This window comes from Pseudomonas sp. M47T1 (assembly GCF_000263855.1).
Lineage (GTDB): Bacteria > Pseudomonadota > Gammaproteobacteria > Pseudomonadales > Pseudomonadaceae > Aquipseudomonas.
Genome location: NZ_AJWX01000030.1, coordinates 1 through 26,448 on the forward strand (window position 1 = coordinate 1; position 26,448 = coordinate 26,448).

The window sequence follows — 26,448 nt, forward strand, 5'->3', positions numbered from 1 at the left end:
TCGCACTGCTGCTGATGCCACTGAGTTGAGTCTGGCGGTTGAGATAACGCTCGTGACGCAGGCGTGCATAGAAAAAACCGCTTTCGCTTTGCAGGTCTTCGTCATGGGCATAAGGGTCGCCCAGTACGGTGTACGGTTCAGCGTAGTGATAGGCCTCGCCGTAGGTGGTACTGGCACCACGGGTTTGATCGATGTCGCCGTTCAGGTGAGCATTGGCGACGCGGTGATGGTAGGCACGGATGTTGACGTGCTGCTCCACCACGTGATGGCTCGATTGCAGGCTCCACGCCCCGTCTTGCCCGCTGCTGCTCAGCCCTGATTGCGGGCGATACGCCAGTGCGACGTCGAATTGGTAGTGACGCTGGTCATCGTGGAACTCCACTACATCGATTTTCAGGCGTTCGTCGCAGGTAAAGCGGTACCAGATGCCCACCTCGGCCAGCAGGCGGGAGATGAAGGCCAGGTCGCTTTCGCCGTACTGCATGACCTGCTCGCGCTTGGGGTATTCACGTACCAGGTTGAATAGAAAGTCCTGGCCTTCGAAGTCGTGGCGGCTGCGCAGGATGCTTTCGACGATCTGCGGCACTGACTGGTGTTGGTAGATCCGAAATTGCCGGCCTTGGCCAAGCAAGGCCAGGTGCGGTTCCAGGGTGATTTCGTAACGGGCTTCATCGACGGAGCCAGACAGCCGTTTAAATCCAGTAACCACACCGTGCAGCGTGCGTAGCGGCTTGACCATGGGCGCACTCAGGCCCAAGAAAGGCAGGTTGTGCGGTGCACCGTGCAGGCTGAAACTGGCGTCCTGACCGAGGATTTTTTCGGCGCCGATATCGCTGTCGACGCAGGTGAATTCCACGCGGTAGTTGAACGGTTGGCTCAGGGCTTCTTTGCCCTCGAAAGCCAGGACATCAAGCCGTGCGTCAATGTCGCGAACACTCAGTGTGTGACGGCTGTGATCAAAAAAGGTGCGCAGTTGATTGAGCATGTTCAGGGCCTCCATGACCACGGACCGTCGTGCTTGGGTAGCACCTGGCTTTCTTTCAAAAACAAGACTGGGGTACTAACCGGCTCGCGATATATCACTTCGAACATGTGGCCGCCCTCTGCAACTTCAATGATTCTTTGATCAAATGACCAGGCTGAACGTGAGCTATATAACTACCCATCACTTCCTGCGTTTTTCCATCCGTTTTTATTCACTTTCAATTCGCATTCGCGCAATCAAAAGGAACCAACAATGTATCCACCACAAAATCAGCAGGAACGCTTACCACAACTACAATCGGGCAAATGATGAGTTCGTCACTCAGCGCGTCGTCCTTGAGGATGCGTTCCAACCCGTGGCGGAAGGTCGCGTTGTCCAACAGATTGGATTTGAGGTCACGCAGTAGGTTGCGCATCGCCAGCAGGGCTCGCAGCTGCAGAATCTGCCGCGCCACTTGGTCAGGCTCGAAGTCTTTCAGGCCCTGGAAACTCAACGCGACAGCGGTGTCAACGTTGCCATCGGCCAAGGTATTTTCAACCGCCAGTTTCAGGCTCGGAGAGAACGCTGCCAGCACGCTGTCGAAGTTGTTTTTATTAATACCAACCTTGATTCTTTCAGACAACGGACGCTGTTCTTTACCGTTGTTGTCATCACCCATCACCACCAGCTTAAAGTGGCAATTCAATTTTCTTCTGGGCGCCACCGGCGTGTAAGTCAAGCTTGATGTTGACCCGCGCCTTGGGCACTTCATTTTGAAAGCTGTTTGATGCCATAAGTCCTCCAGACACAATTCTACGAGACGGAAAAACCCCATCACAAAAACCAAGTAGCTCAGAGAAAAAATAATACTTGGCGTACCGCAGAGTAGAAAATTGCAGAGTGGGGATTCTAGTCAGCTCACAAGCATAAAAACAACCAATAAATATTCAAGCGCCTTGAATCCTTATGAATTTTGTTTTGTATGTAGGATTTTTCCTAAAGCCTCTGAGATTTGTCTGATATTGATCAGCACGGCAATGAAATGCCATATTCAATGCACTTTTAGATCGAGATCAGAGCGCCTGTACATGCAGCGGCACTAGGGAGGCGCTGAACAATTAACCCAGTTGCGCCCGGCGTATTCGATCTTGCGCTTGACCCGGAACAGCGCGCTGCCTTTGCGCGACAACCCGATCGCCGGGCGCCCGCGCTTGCCTGTGGTGTCGCTATAGAAAGGAGCCACTTGCGCCTCGAGTTGCGCCCAGGGCACCAGCCGTTCAAGGTCGGCGAAGACGCGGTTGCGACGAGTCTGCTTTTTCTTGCCAGTGTATCGCGTTCGGAGAAGGTCTTCTGCACGCCCGTGACAGGCCCACGCCAGAGGGGGTGGTTGAAGGTGCTCAGTGTGCCAAGGCTAAGGGCTGTTGGCTATTTTTGCAGCGGCGCCCTAGGCTGAATGAACGGCGGTGCCGATGATCGACCGGCGCGCCGCACGCGCAACATTGTGCACTATAGTGAGAGGCGTTGATGGGCTCAGGAGGTTGACCTTGACCACTCCGGAACCGGAAGGTCGCCCATGGCGGCATTCACGCAGTGTCGTATCGTTCAACGACGAACCGCTGGTGTTGGTAGACGAACAGGACCGCGAAATAGGTTTTCTCGACAAGGCGTCGGCCCACGAGGGCCAGGGCGTTTTGCACCGCGCCTTTTCGCTGCTGGTGTTCAACCACCAGGGCGAATTGCTGGTGCAACAGCGCGCTGCCGGCAAGCGCCTGTGGCCAGGCTACTGGTCCAATACCTGTTGCAGCCATCCGCGCCGCGGCGAAGCTCTGGAGGTGGCCATAAGCCGCCGCCTGGAAGAAGAGCTGGGCATGCGTTGCAACTTCAGTTTCCTGTTCAAGTTTCAGTATCAGGCCCAATTCGACGCCCATGGCGCCGAAAACGAGCTGTGCTGGGTGTACGCGGGCCGCTGCGACGACCTACCGGTGCTCAACCTCAATGAAGTATCGGCGCTGCGCTACCTGTCCCCCCAGGCGCTGGACGCGGAAATGGCCGCCCGGCCACACACCTTCACCCCCTGGTTCAAGAGCGAATGGCAGCGGGTGCGTCGCGAGCATGCCGAGGTGTTTGCCCCCCTGCCCTGACCTCTTTTGTCCTGTAGCAGCGGTGCAAGCCGCGTCGTTGCCGCAGCGCAATGCCTGGCACACCGCGTCGCAAGATGCAGCCTTCTACAGGGCTTGGCGCTGGGGGGGGAACCGCGTGCCGGGCGGCACGCGGTGGGAGGGGTCAGCGGGTGCCGGCGCTGCGCAGGGCGTTCGGCGTGAAGTCGGCCGGCGAGCTCTTGAGGTCGAACTGCACGAAACTGCGTTCTTCGTTGCTCATGCCGGTGGCGATGTAGCGGCCGTTCTGCAAGTCAAACAATGCCTCGAACGCTTCGGCCTGCACCTGGCGAGTGTAATACGGCATCAGCATTGCCTGGCCTACACGCCACATTTGCCCGCGGCCGTCATACAGGTCCGACATGGCAATGTTCCAGCTGTCCTCGTCCACATAGAAGGTGCGCTTGCCGTAGATGTTGCGCGCGCTGGGCTTGAGGGTCGCTTCCACCACCCACACGCGATGCAACTCATAGCGGGCCAGGTCCTGGTTGGTGTGCCCGGCCTTGAGGATGTCGTCGTACTTGACCGTCGGCAGCGCCAGGCGGAAGTTGTTGTACGGGATGTACATCTCCTGCTTGCCGATCAGCTTCCAGTCATAGCGGTCCGGCGCGCCGTTGAACATGTCGAAGTTGTCCGAGGTACGCATGCCGTCCGACGCCGTGCCCGGACCGTCATAGGCTACCTGCGGCGCACGCCGCACGCGGCGCTGGCCAGCGCTGTAGACCCAGGCTTCGCGCGGTTGCTTGATCTGGTTCAGCGAGTCATGCACCAGCAGCACGTCACCGGCCAGGCGTGCCGGCGCGGTCACTTCCTGCTTGAAGTACAGCAGCGCGTTCTGCGCTTCCTGTGGGTCTATGCCAGGCATCTGGTCGGGGAAGCCCACCTGATCCTTCAACTGCACCAGGCTGTAGGAGCCATTGGTCTGCGGCGCGGCCTGGGTATAGATACGGCTGAGGTTGCCACCACGGTAGCGGGTGATGTGGTTCCAGATCACCTCCAGGCCGTTCTGCGGGATGGGAAACGCGTAGAAGCGGCTTTGGTCGAAGTTCTCCAGGCCGTTGCCGTCCGCCACCAAGTTGACCTTGGCCGCGCTGGTTTTCGCCGCGGCGGCGACGTTGGCCGGCACCGAGACGCTCCGGTGGGTGGTGTACACCGGAATCTTGAACGTGTCGGGATAGCGCTTGAACATCGCGATTTCCCCGGCCGAGAGCTTGGCCTGGTATTGGCTCATGTTCTGGGCAGTAATGGTAAACAGCGGTTTCTCGCCGGCATAGGGGTCGCCCAGGAAGCCATTGCTGGTCACCGGTGCAGCGTCGGTTTTCAGGCCGCCATCCCAGGCCGGGATAGTGCCTTCCTTGTTGCCGGCCTTCTCACCGCCCAGGGGCGTCAGGCTGGTACCCAGCTTGGCCACCTGGTCGGCGCTCACGGCCGCCATCACGTTCACTGCCACCAGGCTCAGGGCCAGGGCGGCGCATTGCATTGCCTGCTTGCCAATCATCATGAGGTTCCCCACCTTAGAAGTTCACGCCGAAGCTGAGGGCGATGAAGTCGCGGTCAGACACGGTGTTGTAATCGCCACCAAAGAAGTTGGTGTAGTTGAGGCTGGCGGTGTAGGTGTTCTGGTAGTCGGCATCCAGCCCCAGGCTCACGGCCTTGACCCCTTCGTTGAACACCGGCCCATAGCCGTGCACGTCATGGGACCAGGCAATATTGGGCTTCAGGTTGATGCCGGCGATGGCGTTGGCGTAGTCCCAGATCGCCCGGGCGCGGTAGCCCCACGAGGTGGTGGTGTAAAACCCGCCCGAGCCGTACTCGGCGTCGGCGGCGGCGTTTTCGGGAATGCCGAACACGGCGTCACGGCCAAAGCGGTCGCCAGCGATATCGCTGACCCCGGACACATGGTCCATGCCCACTTCGCCCACCAGCGTCAGGCGCTGGGCGCCCATCACCTGATCAAAGAAGTGGGTGAAGGTGGTCTGCACTTGGGTGACCGGCTTGCGCACATACCCATCGTTGACCTGGTTGGCCTCGGCCAAGGCCGCTGCCGCGCCGCCGGTGGCCGCTGCGGTGGCCACCGAGCTGGCCAGCAACGTGGTCACATCGGTGGTGTTGAGTTGCAGCGGCATGTTCGGCCGGTAGCTGACCTCGCCGCTCCACGCGGTGCCTTCCGGCAGCGTGGTGGCAAAGCTCAGGCCGTACAGGCGGATGTCCTCGGGGTAGTCGAGGAAGTAGCTGCCGCGCCCCAGCAGGATGGGCTGCGCCAAGGCTGGCGTGGTGAGTGCCCGGCCGATGTCCGCAGCGCTCGCGTTTTTCACGCTCACGTAAGGGGTGCGGCTGTGATAGTTCATCACGTACGCACCGTACTCGGTGTCGTCCCCCAGCCAGCGCAGGGCCAGGCCCCACTGCCCGGAGTCACGCGCATCGTCGTCGGAGCCACGCGGCACGATCAGGCCTTCAGGCGTGACGTTTACCCCCAGCGAGGCCAGCGCAGCCTTGGTGCCAGGCTGGTTCAACGCATTCACCGTCGGCGCATCGAGAATGGTGTAGTTGTTGCGGCAACCCTTGGCGGCCACGTCGGTGGAGGAGAAGAAGGTGCCGCAGTTGTCGAGGATGGTGTTGTCCCAGCCCAGCTGGTAGAACGCCTCGGCGGACAGTTTGTCGGTCAGGCCCTGGGACACATACAGCATGTTGACCGGAATCAGGCCTTCCTTGATTTCCGCACCGGGTCGGCGAAAGGCCGATACATCAATAGGGTTGATGGAGTTGATACCGCCACCAATAAATGTACTTTCCCCCCAACTGACCACCTGTTTACCCAAACGAACACTTCCAGGCTTGTCTGCTACCTGGTAGTTGTAATAGGCGAAAGCGTCAAGCATCTCGATGCCGGAAGACTTTGCCGCTTCCTGACGATGGTCGTTACTGACGTTCTTGAAGTCCTGGTTCTCGTCCTGAAGTTCGAAGTCATACCAATACTTGGCGCGAGTAAAAATGCCAAAATTATCGTATTTCAATTCCAGGTCGTGTATACCCTTGAAAATCTTGGAGAAAGTCTCGCCTTTCTCGAAGTTCAAGCGCCCGTCATCGTTGGTTTGGGTAAACCCATGACCACCGTTGGCCGAACCAATCAGTTTTTGCGATGGGCTTTGGGTACTCCAACTGGCGCCAATCGACAGGGACGAATCGAACTGCCCCTCGACTTCGCCAATATTGAAATTCACCGCCTGGGCATCAAGGCTGACTGCACACCCCGCCACGATCGCCACAATAGTTGATGAAAAACCCGCGAACCTTATTTTTGTTATCATTTGGCGCTCCCTGGTGAATCCCCACATTATTGTTGCAGCGCCCGCGCAAACGCCCGGTGATGCATTTTTTTATACCGTGAAGGACAGCTAAGATGCGGAAGGTAGTTTGACTGCAAGCAAGTGAAACACCTTGCCAACAATCTATGTGCCATATCCGATACTGTCAAATTGACCTTGAGGGCCGCAGGCCCATGGCGCCGGGCCTGGGTACGGATATTGCTTGGCGGGTTAAATCCTTTCAGCACCGCCAATTGCGAGGGGTACAACGGGGCAATGCCGGTGGCTTATGGCGCCCCATAATCAAAAGCCCGCTGTAAGCGGGCTGTGATATTCACGACGTAATGCAGGCTGTATCACCAAATAGCATGTGTCTGTACCGGCTATGGTGCTCACGCGTGACGCGGAACGTGACGGGCCTGAGGCCCTGCGCCACCCGGCCCCTTCACCGCCGCGACCACCACCAGCACGCCCAAGGCGCAGACGGCGGCAGCCACCACAAAGGCCACGTTGTAGCCACCACCGTATTGCACGATCAGGCCAGTGAGCGAAGGCGCGATGATACCGGCGATGTTGGCCAGCAGGTGCACGAAGCCGCCAGTGCCGCCCACCCGGTTTTTCGGCACGATGTCCTGAATCAGCGCCCAGCAGATCTGCGGGGTCACGAACAGAAACACGCTGGACACGGTGATGCACAGCACCGCCATAGGCAGCGAGGCCACGCGGGTGGTCAACAGCACGCAGGCCGCGGCGACGCCCAGGCCCAGCACCAGCATGATCTTGCGGGCGCGAATCACGCTGCCGAGTTTCTTGCCCAGCAGGTCGGTCAGTATGCCACCGCCCAGAAAGCCCACTGCCGCGCCCAGCCAGGGGATCACACCAATGATGCTCATGCTTTTGATGTCCAGGTGCTGGAAGTCCATCAGGTAGCTGGGCAACCAGGTCAGGAAGAAATACAGCACGTAGTTGAAACAGAAGAACGCCGTGGCCACCGCCAGCACAGGAGCGGAGAACAGGTAGCTGGCCAGGCTGCGGCCTTCCTTCACACCCTCGATCACAGGTTCTGCGCGGCTGCTGCGGATCAGCTCACGCTCGGCCTCGCTGACCCGCGGGTGCTGCTCGGGCGAGTCACGGAATATCAGCAACCACGCGGCCAGCCACAGCCCACCCAGGATGGCGATGACCACGAACGATACCCGCCAGCCGAAATTCAACGCCACCAGCCCCACGATCGGCCCCGCCACCGCCGCGCCCAGGGGCTGCCCGCAGTTGGTCAGGCCCAGCGCGCGGCCGGCTTCCTCACGAGGGAACCAGTGGGTGATGGCCTTGTTGGTGGTAGTACCCATGGGACCCTCGCCCATGCCGAAGAACACGCGGAACACCAGCAGTTGCAGGTAGCCGGTGATCAACGCGGTCAGCCCGCAGAAAATCGACCAGGTGCCCGCCGCCCAGGCAAACACGCGCTTGGGCCCGTAAGTGTCGGCAGCCCAGCCGCCGACGAAGCACAGCGCGCAGTAGCCGATGAAAAAGCTGCTGAAAATAAAGCCCATCTGCGCGTCGTCAATGTGCAGTTCGCCCTTGAGCAACGGCGCCACCACCGACAGTGCGGCGCGGTCCAGGTAGTTGAGCATGCCGGCGAAGAACAGCAGCCCGGCGATGCGCCAGCGATAGGTGCCTTTCATTTTTATATGGCCTTTATTGTGATGAAGATATGGCGTGCCGCGCTCAGCTGATCAGCACGCGTTCGATGCAGTAACGCTCGATGACCTCCTGGTCGGGCGCAAAGCCCAGCCCCGGCACGGCGGCCAGGGTCAGGCGCGGCTTGAAATCCAGCGCCGGGTACAGCAGGCGCTCGAACTCGATAAAGGGCACTTCCACCGCCACATCGGCGGGCAACAGCGTGCACAGGTGCGCCACCGCCAACAGCCCCGGGCCGAAGTAGAAACAGTGCGGCACCACCTTCACGCCGTATTCGCGGGCCAGTTCAAACACCTGCAGCATGGCCGTGATGCCGCCGACCTTGGCAACGCTGGGCTGGGCCACGTCGATGGCGCCCTGTTCGAACAACGCGCGCAACCCGTTGACCCCGGCGGCGTTTTCACCTGCCGACAGGGGCACCCCAGCCTGCCGCACGCGCGCCAGGCCATGGGCATCATCCGGCGGCCACACCGGTTCCTCCAGCCAAGTCAGGTCCAGCGTGCGCAAGCGCTCGGCCATGTCGCACGCCTGCGCCACCGACCAGGGGCAATTGACGTCCACCATCAGCTCGCCGTCGGTGGCCGGCAGCGCTTCGCGGGCGGCAGCGATGGCTTCGTAGCGGGTTTCATGCAGTTTGATCTTGCGAAAGCCCTGGTCGCGGGCGCGGCGCACCTGGCGGAACACTTCGTCGGGGTCGCCGCCGTAGCTGACCAGGCTGGCGTACAGCTCCAGCGCTCGGGGCTGACCGCCCAGGTAGTCATACAACGGTTTGCCGGCGGCCTGGGCGGCCAGGTCCCACAGGGCCATGTCGATGCCCGACAGCGCGTACATCACCGGGCCCGTGCTGCCAAAGCCATGCAGCGCGCGGCGCGCGGTTTCCAGGGTGCGCAGGTGCTGATCACACGCGGTGCCGATGAACAGCGGCGCCACCATGGCCTGCAAGGCCGTGACAGTGGCAGGATTGGCGCCATGGCCAAACGCCTCGCCCCAGCCGACCTGACCACTGTCGGTGGTGACCTTGATCATCAGGCTTTCCATGCGCCGATGGCGTGGCGAGGCGGCGTTGAAGGCGTCGTCGTCCTGAGCCTGGCCTACGGTCTGGCGCTGGACGGTGCCGGCGCTGAAGGGAATGCTGAGGCGGATGAGTTCTATGTGCTGGATGTTCACAGGGGTGGGGGCCCGTCTTATCTTGTTGTAGATATACGTTATCGTACAACACCAATAAATGACAGGGGGTTTTGGCTGTTCGCTTCGGGGTTGTGGCGTTCATGACACCGTGCGCCGCCCGCGCGGCGCGCGCTGTCATGGACGCCGAAGAAACATCGGCATGCGCTTGGACCCCACGGTGAAATCCCTCCAAACGCCCACCGCCCTACCCCTCACCCCGTCACACACCCCACTGCCCGTTTCCCCGCAAACGTATCCACCAGGCTGGCCACCACCATCTCACCCATCCGCGTGCGGGTCTGCACCGTGGCGCTGGCGCGGTGCGGTTGCAGCACCACGTCTTCACGGCTGAACAACGCCTCGGGCACGTTTGGTTCATCGACGAACACGTCAAGGCCCGCGCCGGCCAAGGTTCCGGCCTGCAAGGCGGCCACCAGGTCCGCTTCATTGACCAGCTTGCCGCGCGCCACGTTGATGAGGTAGCCACCCTCGCCCAGCGCCGCCAGGACGCGCGCATCAATGATGCCTTCGGCCTTGTCGGCGGCGGCCGCGATAATCAAGGCGTCGCTCTGGCGGGCCAGTTCCACCAGGTCGGCGACGAAGGTATAAGGCACGTCGCCCATGGCTTGCAAATCGGTGTAGCTGATGGGGCAACCGAACGCGGCGGCGCGGGTGGCCACCGCGCGCCCTACCCGGCCCAGGCCGACAATGCCCACGCGCATGCCACTGACCTGGCGCGCCAGGGGCAAAGGCGCCAACGGCGTGGCACTGTGGGGCCATTGGCCGCTGCGCACGTAGCGGTCGCTGGTGCACAAGCCGCGGCAGGCGGCAATCAACAAGCCCATGGCCAGGTCGGCGACGTCTTCGGTCAGCGCGCCCAGGGTGGCGGTCACCACGATGCCACGGTCGCGGGCATAGGCCAGGTCCACCGCATCGGTACCCACGCCATTTACCGCCACCACTTCAAGGTTGGGCAACTGCTCCATCACCTGGCGGGTGATACCGGTATGCCCGCCGGTGATCACGCCACGGATCTGCGCGCCTACCTCACGCAGGTAGGCGGCTTTGTCGGTTTGCTGGTAGTAGGGATGCACGGTGAACAGGCTCGCCAGTTGCTCGCGAACTTCCGGGATGAGGATAGGGCTCAGTTGCAGGACATGGGGTTTCATGTAGACCTCGACAGCAAAAGGGGCGGACGGCTCAGCCGCGACCGACGAAAGGCATGTTGGTGGCCATCACGGTCATGTTCAGTACGTTGGCCGACAGCGGCAGGCCGGCGATGTAGCGCACCGCGTCGGCGATGTGCTGCACGTCCACCATGGGCTCCACGGCGATTTCACCATTGGCCTGGCGCACGCCCTTGGTCATGCGCACCGACAGTTCGGTCAAGGCGTTGCCGATGTCGATCTGGCTGCAGGCGATATTGAATTCGCGGCCGTCGAGCGCCAGGCTCTTGGTCAGGCCCAGCACCGCGTGCTTGCTGGAGGTGTACGAGGCACTGAACGGCCGTGGCGCGTGGGCCGATATCGAACCGTTGTTGATGATGCGCCCGCCCTGGGGCTGCTGCCGGCGCATCAGGCCGAACGCCCCGCGGCTGCACAGGAACACGCCGGTCAGGTTGGTGTTGATGACGTTCAGCCACTGGTCCACGGCCAGTTCGTCGATGGGCACCGCCGGGGTGTTGACCCCGGCGTTGTTGAAAATCACGTCGAGGCGGCCGTACACCTCTTCCACGGTGGCAAACAGTGCGTCAACGCTGGCTGGGTCACGCACGTCGGTCGGCACCGCCAGAGCTTCGCCGCCATTGGCGCGCGCCGTTTCCACCAGTTCCTGCAACGGTTCGGCGCGGCGGCCGGCCAGCACCAGGGTAAAGCCGTCGGCCAGCAGGCCCAGGGCCACGGAGCGGCCAATGCCGCTGCCGGCGCCAGTCACCAGGGCTACTTTGCGAGCAGTTGTTGTGGTCATTGTTGTTGCTCCTTGAGTAATAAGTGAAAAGCCTTAACGACGCGCGCCCACGCGCACGTCCAATTGACCGATGCCGTCGATGCCCGCGTTGATCACATCGCCCGGCTGCAGGGCCCCCACGCCCGGCGGCGTGCCGGTCATGATCAGGTCACCGGCGCGCAGGCGAATGGACTGCGACAGGCGACTGATGATTTGCGCCACCGACCAGATCTGCGCGTCCAGGCTGGAACGCTGGCGCTCCACACCGTTCACCTGCAACCACACCGCACCCTGCTGCGGGTGGCCGATGAGGCTCACCGGTACCACCGCAGTGATTGGCGCCGAGCCATCAAAGGCCTTGGCCGCTTCCCACGGTTGGCCGGCGGCCTTGGCGGCCATTTGCAGGTCGCGCCGGGTCAGGTCCAGGCCGGCAGCGTAGCCCCACACATGCTCCAGGGCACAGGCTTCGGGAATGTCGCTGCCCTCGGTGCCGATGGCCACCACCAGTTCAATCTCATGGCAGAACTCTTCAGTCAACGGCGGGTACACCAGTTCACCCTGCGCCTGCACCACGGCGGTGGCCGGCTTCATGAAGAACATCGGCGCCTGGCGCACTGCGTCCTGGGCGTCGCCCCAAGGGTAATTGCGGCCCAGGCAGAACACCCGGTTCACCGGAAAACGCGCCTCGCTGCCCTGCACGTCCAGGGTGACACCCGCGTCGGGGGCAAATACGTAATGACTCATGGCAACCCTCATGGCGTGTACGTCATGCCTCAAGCGTACGGCGCTGGAGGCTGAAAAAGTTGGAGGAAACCGGCGTTGATTTGGAGTAACCGGTGTTTAACGGGTGCGCAGTTGGATGCGGTACAGGCGCCCCAACAACAGCGAATACGACAGCGTGCCGCACAGCGCCACCGCGCCGATGAACCAGAACGCGTAGGCAAACGAGCCAGTGAAATGGACGATGCCGCCGATGACGATGGGGGTGATGATGCCGCCGATGTTGGCCGCCAGGCTGGTGATGCCGCCGGTCAGGCCGATCAGTTCCTTGGGCGCCACTTCCGACACCGCAGCCCACGACGCCGAGGCAATGCCCTGGGCGAAGAACGCGGTGGTCAGCACGGCAATGCACACCACGTTGGAGTCGGTGAAATTCACCAGCACGATGGACATGCCCAGCATCGAGCCCACCACCAATGGCAGCTTGCGGGCGAACGACATGGAGTGGCCACGGCGAATCAGCCAGTCCGAGACAATCCCGGCCAGCAGGATGCCCACGGTGGCACCCAGGAACGGCATGATGGCGAAGATGCCGACCTTGATCATGGTCAGGTGGCGTTCTTCGATCAGGTAGGTGGGGAACCAGGTCAGGAAGAAGTACAGCGCCGAGGTACTGGCGAACTTGCCGATGCAAATGGCCCAGATTTGCCGGTAGCTGAGCAGCTCACCGATCTGCCCCCAGCTGAAGCGGGTACGCTGGGCGCTGCTCTTGACCAGGCCGCCGCCGTCCTCGATGTACTTCAATTCCTCTGGGCTGACGCGCTTGCAGGCCAGCGGGTCGCGGTACAGGTAAAGCCAGGCGACACCGAAAGCGATGCCCACCAGGCCCGTACTGTAGAACACGTGCCGCCAGTCGCAGGTGGTGGCCAGCCACAACAGCGCGCCCGTGAACAGCGCGGTGCCCAGATACTGCCCGCACACGTAGATGCTGCTGGCCAGGCCACGCTCGCGGGCGGGAAACCACACCGCCACGGCGCGGCTGTTGGCGGGGAACGCCGGCGCTTCCAGGGCACCGACCGCCAGGCGCAGGCCGAACAGCGAAGCAAAACTGCCCGCCAGGCCCTGCCCCACGGTGACGGCCGACCAGGTGATCAGCGACAAGCCGTAGGTGAACCGCGAACCGAAGCGATCGGCAACAAAGCCGGCGGGCACCAAGGCCAGCGCGTAGGTCCAGGCGAAGCCGGAGAACACCAGGCCCATCTGAATCTTGTCCAGGCCCAGGTCCTTGGCCATGAACGGCGCGGCGATGGAAATGTTCACCCGGTCCACGTAGTTGATGATGGTGGCGATCAACAACAGCGACAGCATGAACCAGCGGCGGCGCGTGGGCAGCCGGGTGGCGCTGAGGGTGTGGTCAAACGTCTCGGTGGGGGCGGCGGTCAGCTCGGCGTCGACGTTGGGCATCTGCCGGCTGCTGGGTGCCAGATACTCGTGGGGAGTCGTCTGCATGGTACGAACACCTTCTAATTATTGTTGATAGATGTCGAATCGGACGCCTTCAAGGTGATCGTACAACTGATGAAAATCAACGGGGTGGTTAGAACGTTTTTGCACTGATGGCGGGGGGCGGGGTGAAAAGTCCAAAAATAAAACGCGGAAAAAATGGCGATAAAAACACGCGCAAAATCAGCTTAAGTATTGAAATAGAGCCATCGCGCCTACCAATGAGCAGCGAGGCATTTTTGTACTTGGCAAATGGCAGGAAGCAACGCAGAGTGAGCAAAGAGATCGTACAATTAGCGTCAAAGGGAGGTGTGGCCGGGAAAACACCGCGAACCCTGGAGATGCCCCGGACCAAGGCATCACCGCTGTCCGCGTTGTTTGCCAGGCGCCAGATATCAGCGATGCTGAAAAAACAACAAGCCAGGCAGCCCCCAAGGCTGACCCACAGGAGTCCCCCATGCAGTCCTCCAGCCGCGTGCCCACGTTCGGCATGCAGCAACGCAGCGAACGCCCCGATTTCTACATTCGCGACGAAAGCGTGCGCAAGGCCGAAACCGCGCCTCATCGGCACGAGTATTTTCAGATCCAGGTGAACCTGGGCGGCGACACGGTGCAGCACATCGGCAACGTGCAACGGCCCTTCCCGTCCCGGGCGCTGGCGTTCATCCTGCCGCACCGGGTGCACGTGATCCCGCACCCGCAGGACGCGCACTTCCAGGTCATCAACTTTTCCCAGGCGTTCCTGCTGCCGCACCTCACGTGCGACCCGCTGGACCTGGAAGACGTGTCCATTGCCCTGGCGCCCGAGCTGGCACCGTTCCGTTTCCAGGAGCATCTGGACTTCATCCTCCACCCGGGGCCCTTTGCCCAGGTGTGTGCGCTGCTGGAACAGATGCACGTGCTGGACCGTGATCGCCAGTTCGGCATGCGCGAATCGCTCAAGGGCCTGCTGTTGCAGTTGATTGGTGGGGTGTGCAGCCAATACGCCGAGCCGCTCAAGGCCCTGGCCAGCGGCAAGGCCGCCCAGGTTAGCCGTCGCGATGCCCTCAAGCGCATGTCGGACTACGTGCGCAAGCACCTGGCCGACCCCGAGCTGGACCTGAAGAAAGTGGCCGCCGCCACCTACCTGTCGCCCCATTACCTGACCCACTGGCTGCGCAAGGAAATCGGCAAGAGCTTCAGCGAACTGGTGCTGGAACGGCGCATGCACCTGGCCCGCCAGTTGCTGCTCGACACCCTCAAGCCAGTGGGCGAAATAGCCCGGTTGTGCGGCTTTGCCGACGAGGCCTATTTTTCCCGGCGCTTCCGCCACATCCATGGTTTGCCGCCGGGGCAGTACCGGCGCCAGCAGCAGGCCTAGGCCTTGCCGAGCATTCTCAGCCACCGCCCTGGTGAAACACCGAAGGCCTGGGTGTACAGGCGCGTCATGTGGCTCTGGTCATGGAAGCCTGCCATCAGCGCCGCATCCACCAGTGAGCTGCCGGCACGCAACGCGCGCCGCACGGTGTCCAGCCGGCGCTGGAGGATGTAGCGGTAGGGGCTGGTGCCATACAAGGCGCGAAAATCCCGTGACAGGCTCCAGCGGTCGCAGCCGCTGGCCTGGGCAAGGTCGTGCAGGGTGACGGGCTGGCCCAGGGTGGCGTGAATGAACGCCCGCGCACGCTCCGTGGCGACAAAATCCAGCGTGCGGCGCACAGGCCGCTGCCCGCCTGCGGTGGCCAGCGCCTGGGCCACCTCGAACAGGGCATCGTCCTCGGCCAGCGGGTCGATGGCGCTGTGCATGTCGCCCAACAACACTTGGGTGGCTGCAAACAGACGCGGGTCATCACACAGCCCACCTTCGATGAACGGCAAGGGCTTGCCGCCCAGCACCTGCTGGATCAGCGCCGGCTCCACGTAGATCATGCGGTACTGGAAGCCCGCCTCGGTGCCCGCCTGGCCGTCATGCACCTCGTCGGGGTGCAGCACCAGCGTGCCGCCCGGCAGGCTATGGCGCAGCGAGCGCCGGTAATTGAAGCTTTGCACCCCGGCCAGGGTGCGACCGATGGCGTAGGTGTCGTGGCGGTGTGGGGTAAAGCCATGGCCGGCAAAGCGCGCTTCAAGGCGCTCCACCCGCGTGGGGTGCGCGGCGGGCAGCACCCAATCACTGACAGCCATGTGACACCTCCCTGATCAACCCCATGCCGTGTTCGAGAAGCCCTCGCAACACTGCACGATCATACAAGACCGCGGCCGGACACGGTCATTAAGGTGTGACCCATCCCACACAGGAGCAACACTCACCATGGCCACCCCGATCAATTTTCAGCAAAAATTCAGCCTGCTCAGCGAACACTGGTCGCCCCGGGTCATCGCCGAGATGAACGACTACCAATTCAAGATCGCCCGCCTGCAAGGCGAGTTCGTGTGGCACAGTCACGCCGACACCGACGAAGCGTTCATCGTCCTCGAAGGCTGCCTGCGCATCGAACTGCGCGACGCAGTGGTGGTGCTCAACGCAGGCGATATGTGCGTGGTGAACAAGGGCATCGAACACCGGCCATGCGCCGAAGACGAGGTAAAACTGCTGCTGATCGAACCGCGTGGCGTGCTCAACACGGGCGACCAGGGCGGCGAGCGTACCGCGGCCAACGATATCTGGATCTGACCACGACCCTGTAGCCGCAGCCTTCGGCAGCTTGTGCCTGCGATGGCGCCCTCCAGCGCTGCCGATAGGCTGCGAAAGGTCCGCAGGGCCTTGCGCGGTGTGACGCCGATCGCGGGCACGCGGTGCGCGCCTTCGCAGCCTGGTGGCAGCTCCACGACGCCTGACAAGTCCGTTGCTGCAGCAGGCATCTTAATATTGCGATATCTCGATATCTAGTTTAGTCTGTGGGCCTTCATTTCCCCACAGGTTGTGCTCCTTGAAAGATTGCGCGCTGTTTCGCCCCGCCACCCTTGGCCCCTTCGCCTTGAAAAACAGCATCGTGCTGCCGCCCCTGACCCGCTCGCGCAGCAGCCAGCCGGGCAACGTTGCCAACGCGCTGATGGCCACCTACTACCGGCAGCGCAGCAGTGCCGGTTTCATGGTGACCGAAGGCACACAGATCGAACCACGCGGCCAGGGTTACGCCTGGACCCCAGGCATTCACAGCGCCGAGCAGGTGGCCGGCTGGCGTCTGGTGACCGACGCGGTGCACGCTGAAGGCGGTGTCATCTTCGCCCAGCTGTGGCACGTGGGCCGTGTCTCCCATACCTCGCTGCAACCCAATGGCGACGCCCCGGTGGCGCCATCGGCCATCGCCGCCAGCAACGTCAGCGTGTTCGTCGAGACCGGGGCCGGCACTGGCGAACTGTGTGCACCGTCCACGCCTCGGGCGCTTGACCGCGAAGAGATCGCCGAACTGGTGCAGCTGTACGCCAGCGCCGCGCGCAACGCGCTGGCGGCCGGTTTCGACGGCGTGGAAATCCACTGCGCGAACGGCTACCTGATCAACCAGTTCATCTCGGCCCACAGCAACCAGCGCGACGACGAATACGGCGGTTCGCTGGCCAACCGCCTGCGGTTCCTGCGCGAAGTCACCGAAGCGGTCGCCGCCGTGGTGGGCAAGGACCGCCTGGGCGTGCGTTTCTCGCCGCTGTTCGAGACCACCGACGAGGCCCGCGTGTACCTGGGGCTGGTGGAAGAAGACCCGCGCCACACCTACCTGCAGGCTATTCAGGTGCTGGAAGACATCGGCATTGCCTACCTGTCGGTGGCCGAGGCCGATTGGGACAACGCCCCGGAAATGCCCGCAGACTTCCGCCAGGTGGTGCGCAAGACCTTCAGCGGCGCCATCATCTACGCCGGCAAGTACACTGCCGAGCGCGGTAACCGCGTGCTGGACGCAGGCCTTGCCGACTTGATCGCCTTCGGTCGCCCATTCATTGCCAACCCTGACCTGCCCCGTCGCCTGGCCCAGGGGCTGGCGCTGAACCCGGTGGACGCAGCCAGCATGTACGGCGGCACTGAACAAGGCTATACCGACTACCCGGCATACAGCGCTTAAACCCCTGACGCGCCAGGCACAAGTGTCGTAAAATCACGGGATTACCCGACTGTGTGATTTATGAGCATCGATATCAACGAAGCCCTCAAGGCACTCGACAACCCGACCCGCCTGGCGATTCTTGGCTGGCTGAAAGAACCGAGCAAGCACTTCCCCGAGCAACAGGTGAACCCGGACGAGGTTGGCGTGTGCGTGAGCATCATCCAGGCACGCGCCAACCTTTCCCAGTCCACCGTGTCGCTGTACCTCACGGCCTTGCAGCGTGCGCAACTGGTCACCTCCCAGCGCATCGGGCCGTGGACCTACTACAAACGCCACGAGCAGAACATCGAGGCGTTCCAGCAGGCACTGCGCGCGCTGATCTGATGTAACGCCGCACACCCCTCACGCAGCCTGAGACTGCCTGCGTCAGGGGCAGCGCTAAACGCCGTTAATGGCTGGCCTTCATGGCCGCCACCAGTTGATCCACGTTGTAGCGGAACATTTTCGCGTAGGTGGGCGCCGGACCGTCGGCGGGGCTCAAGGCTTCCACGTACAGTTCGCCGCCGGGCTGTGCGCCGGTGGCCGCGGCAATCTGCTTGACCAGACGCGGGTCACCGGAGTTTTCGAAGAAGTAGGCGCTGACGTGCTCGCGCTTGATCTGGCGAATCAGCGTCGACACATCGGCCGCCGATGCTTCGTTCTCGGTGGAAAAGCCCAGCGGCGAGAGGAACGTCACGCCATAGGCGTCACCAAAGTAGCCGAACGCGTCATGGGAGGTCAGCACCTTGCGCCGGGTTTTCGCAATGGCCTGCACCTGGGTGCGGGCGTAGCTGTCCAGGTCCTGCAGTTCCTTGATGTAGCGATCACCATTGGCCTGGAACTGAGCCGTATCCGCCGGGTCGGCCTGCTTCAGCGCCGCCACGATGTTGCGCACATACACCACGCCATTGGCGGCGCTGTTCCAGGCGTGAGGGTCGACGATCTGCTGGCCGTCCTCCTCCATGCTGCGGGCCTTGATGCCCGTGGACAACACCACGGGGGTACCCTGATAGCCGGATGCGGTGATCAGGCGGTCCATCCACCCTTCCAGGTGCAAACCGCTGACAAAGGTGATGTCGGCGTGGCGCAGGGCCTGGGCATCGGCCGGGGTGGGTTCGTACACATGGGGGTCGCCGTTTGGGCCGATCAGCGAGGTCACGTGCACGTGGTCGCCGCCCACGGTCTTCACCATGTCGGCAATCACGGTGAAGGAGGCCACGGTTTCCAGTGGTTTGGCCTGGGCCAGGGCACTGAACGCGGACAGGGAGAACACGGCGGCGGCCGCAAGGTAATGGCGTTTCATGGTGATCCTTTAATTTGACAGGTGAGGTTGAGGGAAAAGCCGGCGCAGCATGCCGCTTCGCCCAAACAGCAATGACACGCCGTAGAACGCACTGGCGGTCAGCACGATAGCGGGGCCGGAAGCCACGCCCAGGTGATAAGAGACGATCAGTCCAATCAACCCCGACAGCGTTGCCAGCAGGGTCGAGATCAGCATCAATGCCGTCAGCGACGTGGCCCAGAACCGCGCGGCGGTGGCTGGCAGCATCATCATGCCCACCGCCATCAGCGTGCCCAGTGCCTGGAAGCCCGATACCAGGTTGAGCACCACCAGCAGCAAAAACAGCACGTGGAACAGCGATCCACGTCCGCCCACGGCACGCAGGAAACCGGGGTCGAAGCACTCCAGCACCAGCGGCCGGAAGATCAATGCCAGCAGCACCAGCGTGAACGAGGCAATGCCGGCGACCATGTAAATGGCTTGGTCATCAATGGCCAGGATGGTGCCGAACAGCACATGCAGCAGGTCGATATTGGAGCCGTGCAGGGACACGATCATCACCCCCGCGGCCAGCGAGGTCAGGTAGAAGCTGGCAAAACTGGCGTCCTCCTTGAGACTGGTAAGGCGGCTGACCAGTCCTGCCAGCAAGGCCACTGTGAGCCCGGCGATCAAGCCACCCAGGCCCATGGCCGGCAGCGACAGGCCGGCTACCAGAAAGCCCAGCGCCGCGCCCGGCAGCACCGCATGGCTCATGGCATCACCCACCAGGCTCATGCGCCGCAACATCAGCAGCACACCCACCGGCCCCGAGCCGATGCCCAGGGCCAGGCACGCCACCAGGGCTCGACGCATGAAGCCGAACTCCACGAAAGGCTGCACCAACGCGCTATAGAGGACCATCAACGCCCCTCCCCGCCCGCCTGGCACAACGGGCTGTCGGCGCTCCAGCACTCGGCCATGTTGCGTGCCTGGCGCAAATTGGCGCTGCACAGCACCTCGGCCGTGGCGCCCCAGGCGATGGACTCACGGGCCAGCAACAAGGTGTTCGGGAAGTGCTCGCGCACCTGTTCAAGGTCGTGCAGCACGGCAATGACCGTGCGCCCCTGACCATGCCAGGTGCGCACCAGGCGCAGCAGGTCTTGGGTGGTGCGTGCGTCGATGGCGGTGAAGGGTTCGTCCAGCACGATCAACTGCGCGTCCTGCACCAGCAGCCGCGCGAACAGCACCCGCTGCATCTGCCCGGACGACAAGGAGCCGACGCTGCGTTCCTCGAAGCCCTCCAGCCCCACGGCAATCAGCGCCTGGCGGGTGCACTGGGCGTGGTCGCGGGTGAGTGCGCGCCAGGCACCGATATGGCGCCAGGCGCCCATGGCCACGGTGTCGGCGACGCTGATGGGAAAACTGCGGTCGATCTCCGCCGCCTGGGGCAGATAGCCGATAGCGCGGGCACTGAGCCCGCCCAGCCGGACCCGGCCGTGGGCCGGCTTCATCACACCGACGATGGCTTTGATCAGCGTCGACTTGCCGGCGCCATTGGGGCCCACCACGGCGGTCAGGCTGCCGCCGGCAAAGCAACCGCTGAGATGGTGCACCGCCGCGCGGCGCTCGTAGGTCACGGTCAGGTTTTCCAGGGTAATGGCGGCGCTCATGGAATGGCCACCGCCCAGACCACGGCGGCCCACAGCAAGGCCAGCAGCAACAGCGCCATGGCCACGCGCTGGGGGGCGGACCGGGCCAGCATGGAAGGGCCGAGCGAAGGGAGTTGAGATTTCAAGACAGATGACTCGACAGGATTTGTTACACTATAACATTACAACTCCATCGACTGTCCAGCGTTCTGATTAAAGCGATTCTTCAAGGCGCCAGTTGCTGTCGCGGCACACGCCGCGTCACAGCCGCCGCGCCATGCCTGGCACACCGCGTTGCAAGACCTAGCCTGCGGCAGCTACATCGGTTGGAACGCGCCATGGCCTGACTGCGCTGGCCCCGCCCATGCCACCGCGTCATGGGGATGCAGGCTTTCACCATGGCTGACGAACACCTGCACCCCAGGATACTGCGGTTGCAACGCCCGCATTAGCGTGCGCGCCGCATCCTCCACGTACATCAGGTGCTGGCCATTGAGCTGGGCGAAGGCCTGTTCGTCGGCGCGTTTCACCGCGGTCTGCAACGGTGTACCCAGTGCCGCCTCGGCGCGCTCGATCAGGGCCATCAGGCCCAGGGTGTCAGCCTGCGGGTCGAGGCTGAATGCGATTCGCGCCGTGCTGCGCTGGCTGTGGGGGGTGGCGGCACTGGCGTGTTCCAGCAGCCAAGCCATGACGTCATCACGGGCAACGGACTCCTGATCGACAAACCGTTGGTCAAATGCCTGCGCCACCACCTGGCGCGACAACGCTGCCGAGCAGGGGCAGGTGGAGGAGTACCCCACGTCCACTTGGGCCTTGATGGTCAAACGGCCGTCCTGACGCTGGGCAAGCACTTGCACCGGGTAACACTTCCAGCCGCTGAGCTCGACGGTCACCAAGGCAGGGCGACGGCACAGCAGGTTGAAATCCAGTTGCACGCGCGCGTGCCGTGAATGGCAATCGGCGTGGCTCTCGATCATCTTCGCCAGCAATCGCGCGAGGCCACGGGGCTTGACCGGACCAGAGGCCAGGGTGTCGAGCAACCGATACAGGCGCGACATATGGATGCCCTTGATGGCGGGTTCGGGCAGGTCCACCTGCACGCTGGCACGGCTGGCCACGCTGGGCAGGCAACCGGGCTCGGCGAGCTGAAGCGGCACATCGATGTGCTGCATACCCACCCAGTCCAGCGGACCGTGGGCGGAGGGAGAATCGGTGAGGGCGACGTCGGGGAGCGGGAAACCAAGAGGCATCGCGGTATCCATTAAAAAGACATTGAAATGCTACAGTATAACATTTCAATTAATGACACCACTGACCGTTAATTGCCGTAACACCTCTACCGCCCTGAGCAGGATTTGAACAGCGTCAGGCGCTCAGGGCATCGCACGATTGCTGATGCTCAGGCACGCTTGAAATGGTCGCCTTGCACTTCATCACGGGCCAGGCGCAGCTCTTCGGCATCCTGGTTCAGGCGGTGGATCACACCCAGCAGGCGCTGGCGCAATACTTCGTCGCCCAGCTGGTCTGCGGCGCGCATCACGTCCAGTGCCGCCGACTGATTGTTGGCCGCCACGGCGTCGAGGGTTTTGCGCAGGTGTCTTGCTGGTCGGTTCACATCACAGGTCCTATTCAATCTTGGCGTGGACTGTAGGACAACAATGTTTCGGTTTGATTTCAGCGATTTAACCCGACAGACGCCTGTGCCGGTGCATTTGCCCTGGGGCTGTGGTTTTATCCGTGCACCTCCCGACAACAAGAGAGCAGCCCATGAAGCTTCTGCACCTCCCTTGCCTGCTGGCTACCCTGCTACCCAGCCTCGCTCTGGCCGACGCCCTACCATCGCACCTGGAACGGGTGCAGCAACGCGGCCAGTTGAATGTTTGCACCACCGGCGACTACAAGCCCTACACGTTCAAGAAAGCCGACGGCAGCTACGAAGGCATCGACATTACCCTGGCGCAGTCACTGGCCCAGAGCCTGGGAGTCAAGCTGAACTGGGTACCCACCACCTGGAAAACCCTGATGCCGGACTTCCTCGCCGGCCACTGTGACCTGGCCGTGGGCGGCATTTCGGTGACCCTTGAACGGCAGAAGCACGCCTTCTTCAGCAGTACCCTGGACGTGGACGGCAAGGTGCCGCTGGTGCGTTGCGAAGACCAGGCCAACTACCAGACGGTGGAACAGATCAACCGCCCCGAGGTGCGCGTTGTCGAGCCGGCCGGCGGCACCAACGAAGCGTTCGTGCACGCCTACCTGCCCAAGGCCCGGCTCAGCCTGCACGACAACGTGACGATCTTCGATGAGTTGCGCCAGCACAAGGCCGACGTGATGATCACCGACGCCTCCGAAGCGCTGTACCACCAAAAGCTGCAACCGGGGCTGTGCGCGGTGAACCCTACGCGTTACCTGCAATATGGCGAGAAGGCCTACCTGCTGCCCCAGGGCGACATGACCTGGAAATTGTTCGTGGACCAGTGGCTGCACCTGAGCAAAGTGACCGGCGCGTACCAGCAGGCGCAGGCGCAGTGGATCGCCACACCAGCGCCCTGACTCCCACACAGCCCCTGCTCACCCACCTCAATCAATCAACACACCCTGCTGGGCATCGCGCTGCATGGATTCGAGGTTTTTCTCGATGGTCTCGCAAATGGCGTCCATCTTGATCTGATGTTCGCTGGGCTTGAACGGGCTCTGCAAATCAGTGCCAATGCGTTCGATGGCCAGCAGCATGAAACCCACCACGGTTGAGGCCAGCGGCGTGTACCACTCCAGCGACTCCACCAGGCCCACCGGTACAATCAGGCAGAACAGCGAAATGAACAGCCTGGGGAAGTACACGTAAGGGTATGGCAGCGGCGTGTTGCCAATGCGCTCCAGGCCGCCCTGGCTGTTGGACAGGTCCACCAGGGTGGACTCCAGTCGCGCCAGGCGGATGCTGTCCAGGCGCCCGGCCTTGTATTCGCGGGCCAACAGGTTGGCCGAGCCATTGAGAATGTCGTTGGCAAAGTTGTTCGAGGAACCGCGCCGCTCGAATGCCTCGGCCCGCACAAACTCGCACAACTGCGCCGGGCAAGGCGCGCCCTTGAGCGCCGCCGCCAGGCTATAGACATAGGCCACGTGGCGGCGCAACAGCATGGCCTTGACCGGGTTACTGTCACCGTTGGCATCGTCCACCAGGGTCAGCACCTGGCGGGCGAAACTGCGCGAGCTGTTCACCAGCCCGCCCCACAGGGTGCGGGCTTCCCACCAACGGTTGTAGGCGCTGCTATTGCGAAAACTGATCAGCACCACCAGCGCCGAGCCCAGCAGGGTCAACGGCATCAGCGGCAAGGTGACCTTGCTGTTGAGGTACAGCATGAAGTCCACCGTGACCACGATGTCCCAGATCAGCAACCAGAACAGCGCCCAGCCCACGTACCCGAGGGTCTTGATGATGAGGCGGTATTTCTTGACGATGGCGTCTCTCAAAAGCGGTGACCTCAGGTGGCGGATGAATCGATACACCTGTGGGACGCCCGCTGCCGGCCAAGGTTCGTCAAGTACACATGTTGTTGCACCTTGCCCTGTTTCTCAGCCCGTGTACCAGGGCCAGGCCCGCTCCGCCGCCCCGGCAGCGCCAGACCCACCACGCAAGGCTAGCCTGGAGCCCTTTGCAAGCGGTTATTTGCAGCGCTTCGCTGGTATACATTTCACACAGCCCCTAAAACGCCAGCTTGTAGCCGATGGACAGCAGCATCAGCGCCAGGCATGGGCGCAACACCGCGTCGGGAATGCGCCCGGTCAACTGGCTGCCCAGGTAGATGCCGGGCAGCGAGCCCATCAGCAGAAAGCCCAGCAGTTCCCAGTTCATGTTGCCCATGCTGGCATGCCCCAGGCCCGCCACCAGAGTCAGGGGCACGGCGTGGGCAATCTCGGTGCCTACCAGGCGCCGGGTGGGCAGCAGCGGGTAGAGGATGAACAGCGCCACGGTGCCCAGGGCGCCCGCGCCAATGGAGGTCAGCGCCACCATGGTGCCCAGCACCAGGCCGGTGATCACTGTCAGCACATTCAGGCGCGTGCCGGTAAACAGCGAGGTGCCGCCACTGCGGCGGTGGGCGAACGCCAGCAGCTTGTGCTTGAACAGCACCGCCGCCGAGGTCAACAGCAGCACGTAACCCAGCGCTTGGGTGATGAACCCGTTCAAGGCTTTGGGGTTGGTGTCGAAGCTTTTCAGAAACCACAGGGTCAGCGCCACCGCGGGCACACTGCCCAGGGTCAGCCAGCCCGTCACACCCCAATCGATGTTCTTGTTCTTGCGATGCACCAGCACACCACCGGATTTGGTGATGGCCGCGTACAGCAGGTCGGTGCCCACGGCAGTCGCGGGGTTGATACCGAACCACAGCAGTATCGGGGTCATCAGCGAACCGCCGCCGACGCCGGTCATGCCCACGACAAAACCCACGATAAGCCCTGCGATCACAAAACCGAAATTACCGACATCCATTGCTGAGCCTTAAATCACGCGCAAAAACTGGCGGGCAGCATAGCGGCTTCCGTTATGACCGTTTAGAACGTTATTGACTATAGTTATAACTGAATTTATTTCACGCCGGTTTGCCGTCCGCCTTGGCAAACAGGTCCCAGGCCAGCACCATCGCCCCGGCCGTGATGGCGATATCGGCGATATTGAACACCCCAGTGTGCAGGGCGCCGACGTTGACAATGAGGTAGCCCACCACATGCCCGTCACGGAACACCCGGTCGATCAGGTTGCCCACGTCGCCCAGGGCGATGGCGTACAGGGCAAAGGCCTTGTGCGGTAAAGCCGCCCAGTGCCTGAGCGCCCAATACCCCGCCCACACCACCACCGCCACGGCAAGAATGAAGATCAGCTGTTTGACCAGCGGCGGCAAGCCCGCCCCCACGCTGAGGAAGGCCCATCAATTTCACAAGACAGTTGCGGCGACAGGACGTTGGCTGAATGCCATGGGCGCGGCGGCTTGCATTACGCCGTGAAGCACATACTCTCTCCCCCACCGTGGCATCCACACGCCCCCCCAAGGAGATTCACATGCGCAGCGCCCTGCACCCCACCTTTGGCGAACCATCCGAGGTTCTTTGCCTGGGCGACAGCCCGATGCCCGAGCCAGGCCCTGGCCAGGTGCGGATCAAGACTCTGTTGGCCCCGATCCACAACCATGACCTGTGGACCGTGCGCGGCAACTATGGCTACAAGCCGACCCTGCCAGCCATTGGCGGCAGTGAAGCGGTGGGCGTGGTCGATGCCCTGGGCGAAGGCGTGGAAGGCGTTGCCCTGGGCCAGCGCTTCGCCGTCGCCGCTGCCCATGGCACCTGGGCCGAATACTTTCTGGCGCCGGCCAAACTGCTGGTGCCGCTGCCAGAGGCCATTGCCGACGAGGCCGCGGCGCAGTTGATTGCCATGCCCCTCAGCGCACTGATGCTGCTTGAGTTCCTGCAGGTGCAACGTGGCGATTTCGTCGTACAGAACACCGCCAACGGCGCCGTAGGCAAGACCCTGGCAATGCTCGCTGCGGCGCGCGGCATTCACACCATCAACCTGGTGCGCCGTGATGCCGGCATCGGTGAGCTGGCTGAGCTGGGTGTCGGCAACGCCGTCTCCACGGCACAACCAGGCTGGCAGGACAAGGTGCGTGCCATCGTCGGCGACGCCCCCATCCGCGCGGCCGTGGACTCGGTGGGCGGCACCGCAGCAGGCGACCTGCTGGGCCTGCTGGGCGAGAACGGGCTGCTGGTGTCGTTCGGTTCGATGACCGGCGAGCCCATGCAGATTTCCTCCGGCGACCTGATTTTCAAACAGGTCACTGTCAAGGGCTTCTGGGGCAGCACCGTGGGCGCCTCGCTGTCGGTGGACGAGAAACGTCGACTGATCGGCGAGCTGCTGCGCCTGGCCGCCACGGGCGAACTGAAACTGCCGGTAGAAGCCATCTTCGACCTGGCCGATGCTCACCTGGCGGCGGCCGCCAGCCTGCAACCGGGCCGCAAGGGCAAGGTGCTGCTGCGCCCCTGAG

Annotated in this window: 25 protein-coding genes and 2 pseudogenes; 7 read left to right on the forward strand and 20 right to left on the reverse strand. The window is 62.7% G+C overall.

The window, feature by feature from the left end:
- The 3 genes and pseudogenes from PMM47T1_RS24040 to PMM47T1_RS29305 all read right to left on the reverse strand — a co-directional run.
- On the reverse strand, nt 1-985 hold a 985-nt coding region (locus PMM47T1_RS24040), incomplete at its 3' end, for a type VI secretion system Vgr family protein (protein ID WP_008373913.1).
- Between the two features lie 217 nt (nt 986-1,202).
- Nucleotides 1,203-1,758 (reverse strand): annotated as a pseudogene (gene tssB / locus PMM47T1_RS24045) (type VI secretion system contractile sheath small subunit).
- Nucleotides 1,759-2,144: 386 nt separating this feature from the next.
- A pseudogene (locus tag PMM47T1_RS29305) lies at nt 2,145-2,320 on the reverse strand (IS5/IS1182 family transposase); the annotation flags it as partial.
- A 188-nt stretch (nt 2,321-2,508) separates the two neighbouring features.
- On the opposite strand from PMM47T1_RS29305, the gene idi reads away from it, so the two are divergent.
- Nucleotides 2,509-3,105: an isopentenyl-diphosphate Delta-isomerase gene (idi, locus tag PMM47T1_RS24050; RefSeq protein ID WP_008373918.1), complete on the forward strand. Its 597-nt coding sequence runs from the start codon at nt 2,509-2,511 to the stop codon at nt 3,103-3,105.
- Between the two features lie 142 nt (nt 3,106-3,247).
- Here the strand turns inward: idi and PMM47T1_RS24055 are convergent, their stop codons facing one another.
- The 8 genes from PMM47T1_RS24055 to PMM47T1_RS24090 all read right to left on the reverse strand — a co-directional run bounded on the left by PMM47T1_RS24055 (nt 3,248) and on the right by PMM47T1_RS24090 (nt 13,322).
- Entirely contained in the window at nt 3,248-4,621 is a 1,374-nt protein-coding gene (locus PMM47T1_RS24055) for a DUF1329 domain-containing protein (RefSeq protein ID WP_008373919.1), read from the reverse strand.
- A 13-nt stretch (nt 4,622-4,634) separates the two neighbouring features.
- A complete protein-coding gene (locus PMM47T1_RS24060) occupies nt 4,635-6,428 on the reverse strand; it encodes a DUF1302 domain-containing protein (RefSeq protein ID WP_008373921.1) in 1,794 nt (597 codons plus the stop codon).
- A gap of 389 nt (nt 6,429-6,817) precedes the next feature.
- The gene (locus PMM47T1_RS24065; protein ID WP_008373922.1) at nt 6,818-8,107 is read right to left on the reverse strand and encodes an MFS transporter; all 1,290 of its coding nucleotides are present in this window, start codon (nt 8,105-8,107) and stop codon (nt 6,818-6,820) included.
- Nucleotides 8,108-8,150: 43 nt separating this feature from the next.
- Complete coding sequence (locus PMM47T1_RS24070; RefSeq protein WP_008373924.1) at nt 8,151-9,290, reverse strand: mandelate racemase/muconate lactonizing enzyme family protein; 1,140 nt, start codon at nt 9,288-9,290, stop codon at nt 8,151-8,153.
- Between the two features lie 212 nt (nt 9,291-9,502).
- A complete protein-coding gene (locus PMM47T1_RS24075) occupies nt 9,503-10,459 on the reverse strand; it encodes a 2-hydroxyacid dehydrogenase (protein ID WP_008373925.1) in 957 nt (318 codons plus the stop codon).
- Nucleotides 10,460-10,490: 31 nt separating this feature from the next.
- Nucleotides 10,491-11,255: an SDR family oxidoreductase gene (locus PMM47T1_RS24080; RefSeq protein WP_008373926.1), complete on the reverse strand. Its 765-nt coding sequence runs from the start codon at nt 11,253-11,255 to the stop codon at nt 10,491-10,493.
- Nucleotides 11,256-11,288: 33 nt separating this feature from the next.
- On the reverse strand, nt 11,289-11,978 hold the full coding sequence (locus tag PMM47T1_RS24085) for a fumarylacetoacetate hydrolase family protein (RefSeq protein ID WP_008373927.1): 690 nt from the start codon (nt 11,976-11,978) through the stop codon (nt 11,289-11,291).
- Between the two features lie 96 nt (nt 11,979-12,074).
- Complete coding sequence (locus PMM47T1_RS24090) at nt 12,075-13,322, reverse strand: MFS transporter (protein ID WP_238536657.1); 1,248 nt, start codon at nt 13,320-13,322, stop codon at nt 12,075-12,077.
- 592 nt (nt 13,323-13,914) lie between these two features.
- Here PMM47T1_RS24090 and PMM47T1_RS24095 point away from each other — a divergent pair.
- Nucleotides 13,915-14,817, forward strand: coding sequence for a helix-turn-helix transcriptional regulator (locus PMM47T1_RS24095; RefSeq protein ID WP_008373930.1), 903 nt, complete (start codon nt 13,915-13,917; stop codon nt 14,815-14,817).
- On the opposite strand, the gene PMM47T1_RS24100 is transcribed toward PMM47T1_RS24095, so the two are convergent.
- Complete coding sequence (locus tag PMM47T1_RS24100; RefSeq protein ID WP_008373933.1) at nt 14,814-15,614, reverse strand: AraC family transcriptional regulator; 801 nt, start codon at nt 15,612-15,614, stop codon at nt 14,814-14,816. The genes PMM47T1_RS24095 and PMM47T1_RS24100 overlap by 4 nt on opposite strands.
- Before the next feature lie 127 nt (nt 15,615-15,741).
- Here PMM47T1_RS24100 and PMM47T1_RS24105 point away from each other — a divergent pair, with 127 nt between their 5' ends.
- The 3 genes from PMM47T1_RS24105 (at nt 15,742) to PMM47T1_RS24115 (ending at nt 17,851) form a co-directional block, all read left to right on the forward strand.
- Nucleotides 15,742-16,104, forward strand: a complete 363-nt coding sequence (locus PMM47T1_RS24105) for a cupin domain-containing protein (protein WP_008373935.1) — start codon at nt 15,742-15,744, stop codon at nt 16,102-16,104.
- 256 nt (nt 16,105-16,360) lie between these two features.
- Complete coding sequence (locus PMM47T1_RS24110) at nt 16,361-17,485, forward strand: alkene reductase (protein ID WP_008373937.1); 1,125 nt, start codon at nt 16,361-16,363, stop codon at nt 17,483-17,485.
- 60 nt (nt 17,486-17,545) lie between these two features.
- Entirely contained in the window at nt 17,546-17,851 is a 306-nt protein-coding gene (locus PMM47T1_RS24115) for an ArsR/SmtB family transcription factor (protein WP_008373938.1), read from the forward strand.
- Nucleotides 17,852-17,915: 64 nt separating this feature from the next.
- Here the strand turns inward: PMM47T1_RS24115 and PMM47T1_RS24120 are convergent, their stop codons facing one another.
- The 5 genes from PMM47T1_RS24120 to PMM47T1_RS24140 form a co-directional block, all read right to left on the reverse strand.
- Entirely contained in the window at nt 17,916-18,809 is an 894-nt protein-coding gene (locus tag PMM47T1_RS24120) for a metal ABC transporter substrate-binding protein (protein ID WP_008373939.1), read from the reverse strand.
- 9 nt (nt 18,810-18,818) lie between these two features.
- Nucleotides 18,819-19,688 (reverse strand): metal ABC transporter permease, encoded by an 870-nt coding sequence (locus tag PMM47T1_RS24125; protein WP_008373941.1) that lies wholly within the window; start codon nt 19,686-19,688, stop codon nt 18,819-18,821.
- Nucleotides 19,688-20,437, reverse strand: a complete 750-nt coding sequence (aztA, locus tag PMM47T1_RS24130; RefSeq protein ID WP_008373943.1) for a zinc ABC transporter ATP-binding protein AztA — start codon at nt 20,435-20,437, stop codon at nt 19,688-19,690. Before aztA ends, PMM47T1_RS24125 begins: the two co-directional genes overlap by 1 nt.
- 296 nt (nt 20,438-20,733) lie before the next feature.
- A complete protein-coding gene (folE2, locus tag PMM47T1_RS24135; RefSeq protein ID WP_085989385.1) occupies nt 20,734-21,666 on the reverse strand; it encodes a GTP cyclohydrolase FolE2 in 933 nt (310 codons plus the stop codon).
- 149 nt (nt 21,667-21,815) lie between these two features.
- On the reverse strand, nt 21,816-22,031 hold the full coding sequence (locus PMM47T1_RS24140; protein WP_008373947.1) for a hypothetical protein: 216 nt from the start codon (nt 22,029-22,031) through the stop codon (nt 21,816-21,818).
- 152 nt (nt 22,032-22,183) lie between these two features.
- Between PMM47T1_RS24140 and PMM47T1_RS24145 the strand changes: the two genes are divergently transcribed.
- A complete protein-coding gene (locus tag PMM47T1_RS24145) occupies nt 22,184-22,966 on the forward strand; it encodes a transporter substrate-binding domain-containing protein (protein WP_008373948.1) in 783 nt (260 codons plus the stop codon).
- Nucleotides 22,967-22,993: 27 nt separating this feature from the next.
- On the opposite strand, the gene PMM47T1_RS24150 is transcribed toward PMM47T1_RS24145, so the two are convergent.
- The 3 genes from PMM47T1_RS24150 to PMM47T1_RS24160 all read right to left on the reverse strand — a co-directional run bounded on the left by PMM47T1_RS24150 (nt 22,994) and on the right by PMM47T1_RS24160 (nt 25,311).
- Nucleotides 22,994-23,884 (reverse strand): bestrophin family protein, encoded by an 891-nt coding sequence (locus PMM47T1_RS24150; RefSeq protein WP_008373950.1) that lies wholly within the window; start codon nt 23,882-23,884, stop codon nt 22,994-22,996.
- 232 nt (nt 23,885-24,116) lie between these two features.
- On the reverse strand, nt 24,117-24,902 hold the full coding sequence (locus tag PMM47T1_RS24155) for a sulfite exporter TauE/SafE family protein (protein WP_008373952.1): 786 nt from the start codon (nt 24,900-24,902) through the stop codon (nt 24,117-24,119).
- A 100-nt stretch (nt 24,903-25,002) separates the two neighbouring features.
- Nucleotides 25,003-25,311: a signal peptidase II gene (locus PMM47T1_RS24160; protein WP_008373955.1), complete on the reverse strand. Its 309-nt coding sequence runs from the start codon at nt 25,309-25,311 to the stop codon at nt 25,003-25,005.
- A gap of 158 nt (nt 25,312-25,469) precedes the next feature.
- On the opposite strand from PMM47T1_RS24160, the gene PMM47T1_RS24165 reads away from it, so the two are divergent.
- Nucleotides 25,470-26,447, forward strand: a complete 978-nt coding sequence (locus tag PMM47T1_RS24165; protein ID WP_008373956.1) for a zinc-binding dehydrogenase — start codon at nt 25,470-25,472, stop codon at nt 26,445-26,447.
- Nucleotide 26,448 lies beyond the last annotated feature (1 nt).

What these genes read in the sequence shown, in the direction of transcription:
- PMM47T1_RS24055 (WP_008373919.1), bottom strand. Translation starts at nt 4,621, where the DNA reads ATGATGATTGGCAAGCAGGCAATGCAATGCGCCGCCCTGGCCCTGAGC.
- PMM47T1_RS24060 (WP_008373921.1), bottom strand. Translation starts at nt 6,428, where the DNA reads ATGATAACAAAAATAAGGTTCGCGGGTTTTTCATCAACTATTGTGGCG.
- PMM47T1_RS24065 (WP_008373922.1), bottom strand. Translation starts at nt 8,107, where the DNA reads ATGAAAGGCACCTATCGCTGGCGCATCGCCGGGCTGCTGTTCTTCGCC.
- PMM47T1_RS24075 (WP_008373925.1), bottom strand. Translation starts at nt 10,459, where the DNA reads ATGAAACCCCATGTCCTGCAACTGAGCCCTATCCTCATCCCGGAAGTT.
- PMM47T1_RS24080 (WP_008373926.1), bottom strand. Translation starts at nt 11,255, where the DNA reads ATGACCACAACAACTGCTCGCAAAGTAGCCCTGGTGACTGGCGCCGGC.
- PMM47T1_RS24085 (WP_008373927.1), bottom strand. Translation starts at nt 11,978, where the DNA reads ATGAGTCATTACGTATTTGCCCCCGACGCGGGTGTCACCCTGGACGTG.
- PMM47T1_RS24090 (WP_238536657.1), bottom strand. Translation starts at nt 13,322, where the DNA reads ATGCTGTCGCTGTTGTTGATCGCCACCATCATCAACTACGTGGACCGG.
- PMM47T1_RS24095 (WP_008373930.1), top strand. Translation starts at nt 13,915, where the DNA reads ATGCAGTCCTCCAGCCGCGTGCCCACGTTCGGCATGCAGCAACGCAGC.
- PMM47T1_RS24100 (WP_008373933.1), bottom strand. Translation starts at nt 15,614, where the DNA reads ATGGCTGTCAGTGATTGGGTGCTGCCCGCCGCGCACCCCACGCGGGTG.
- PMM47T1_RS24105 (WP_008373935.1), top strand. Translation starts at nt 15,742, where the DNA reads ATGGCCACCCCGATCAATTTTCAGCAAAAATTCAGCCTGCTCAGCGAA.
- PMM47T1_RS24115 (WP_008373938.1), top strand. Translation starts at nt 17,546, where the DNA reads ATGAGCATCGATATCAACGAAGCCCTCAAGGCACTCGACAACCCGACC.
- PMM47T1_RS24120 (WP_008373939.1), bottom strand. Translation starts at nt 18,809, where the DNA reads ATGAAACGCCATTACCTTGCGGCCGCCGCCGTGTTCTCCCTGTCCGCG.
- PMM47T1_RS24125 (WP_008373941.1), bottom strand. Translation starts at nt 19,688, where the DNA reads ATGGTCCTCTATAGCGCGTTGGTGCAGCCTTTCGTGGAGTTCGGCTTC.
- aztA (WP_008373943.1), bottom strand. Translation starts at nt 20,437, where the DNA reads ATGAGCGCCGCCATTACCCTGGAAAACCTGACCGTGACCTACGAGCGC.
- folE2 (WP_085989385.1), bottom strand. Translation starts at nt 21,666, where the DNA reads ATGCCTCTTGGTTTCCCGCTCCCCGACGTCGCCCTCACCGATTCTCCC.
- PMM47T1_RS24145 (WP_008373948.1), top strand. Translation starts at nt 22,184, where the DNA reads ATGAAGCTTCTGCACCTCCCTTGCCTGCTGGCTACCCTGCTACCCAGC.
- PMM47T1_RS24155 (WP_008373952.1), bottom strand. Translation starts at nt 24,902, where the DNA reads ATGGATGTCGGTAATTTCGGTTTTGTGATCGCAGGGCTTATCGTGGGT.
- PMM47T1_RS24165 (WP_008373956.1), top strand. Translation starts at nt 25,470, where the DNA reads ATGCGCAGCGCCCTGCACCCCACCTTTGGCGAACCATCCGAGGTTCTT.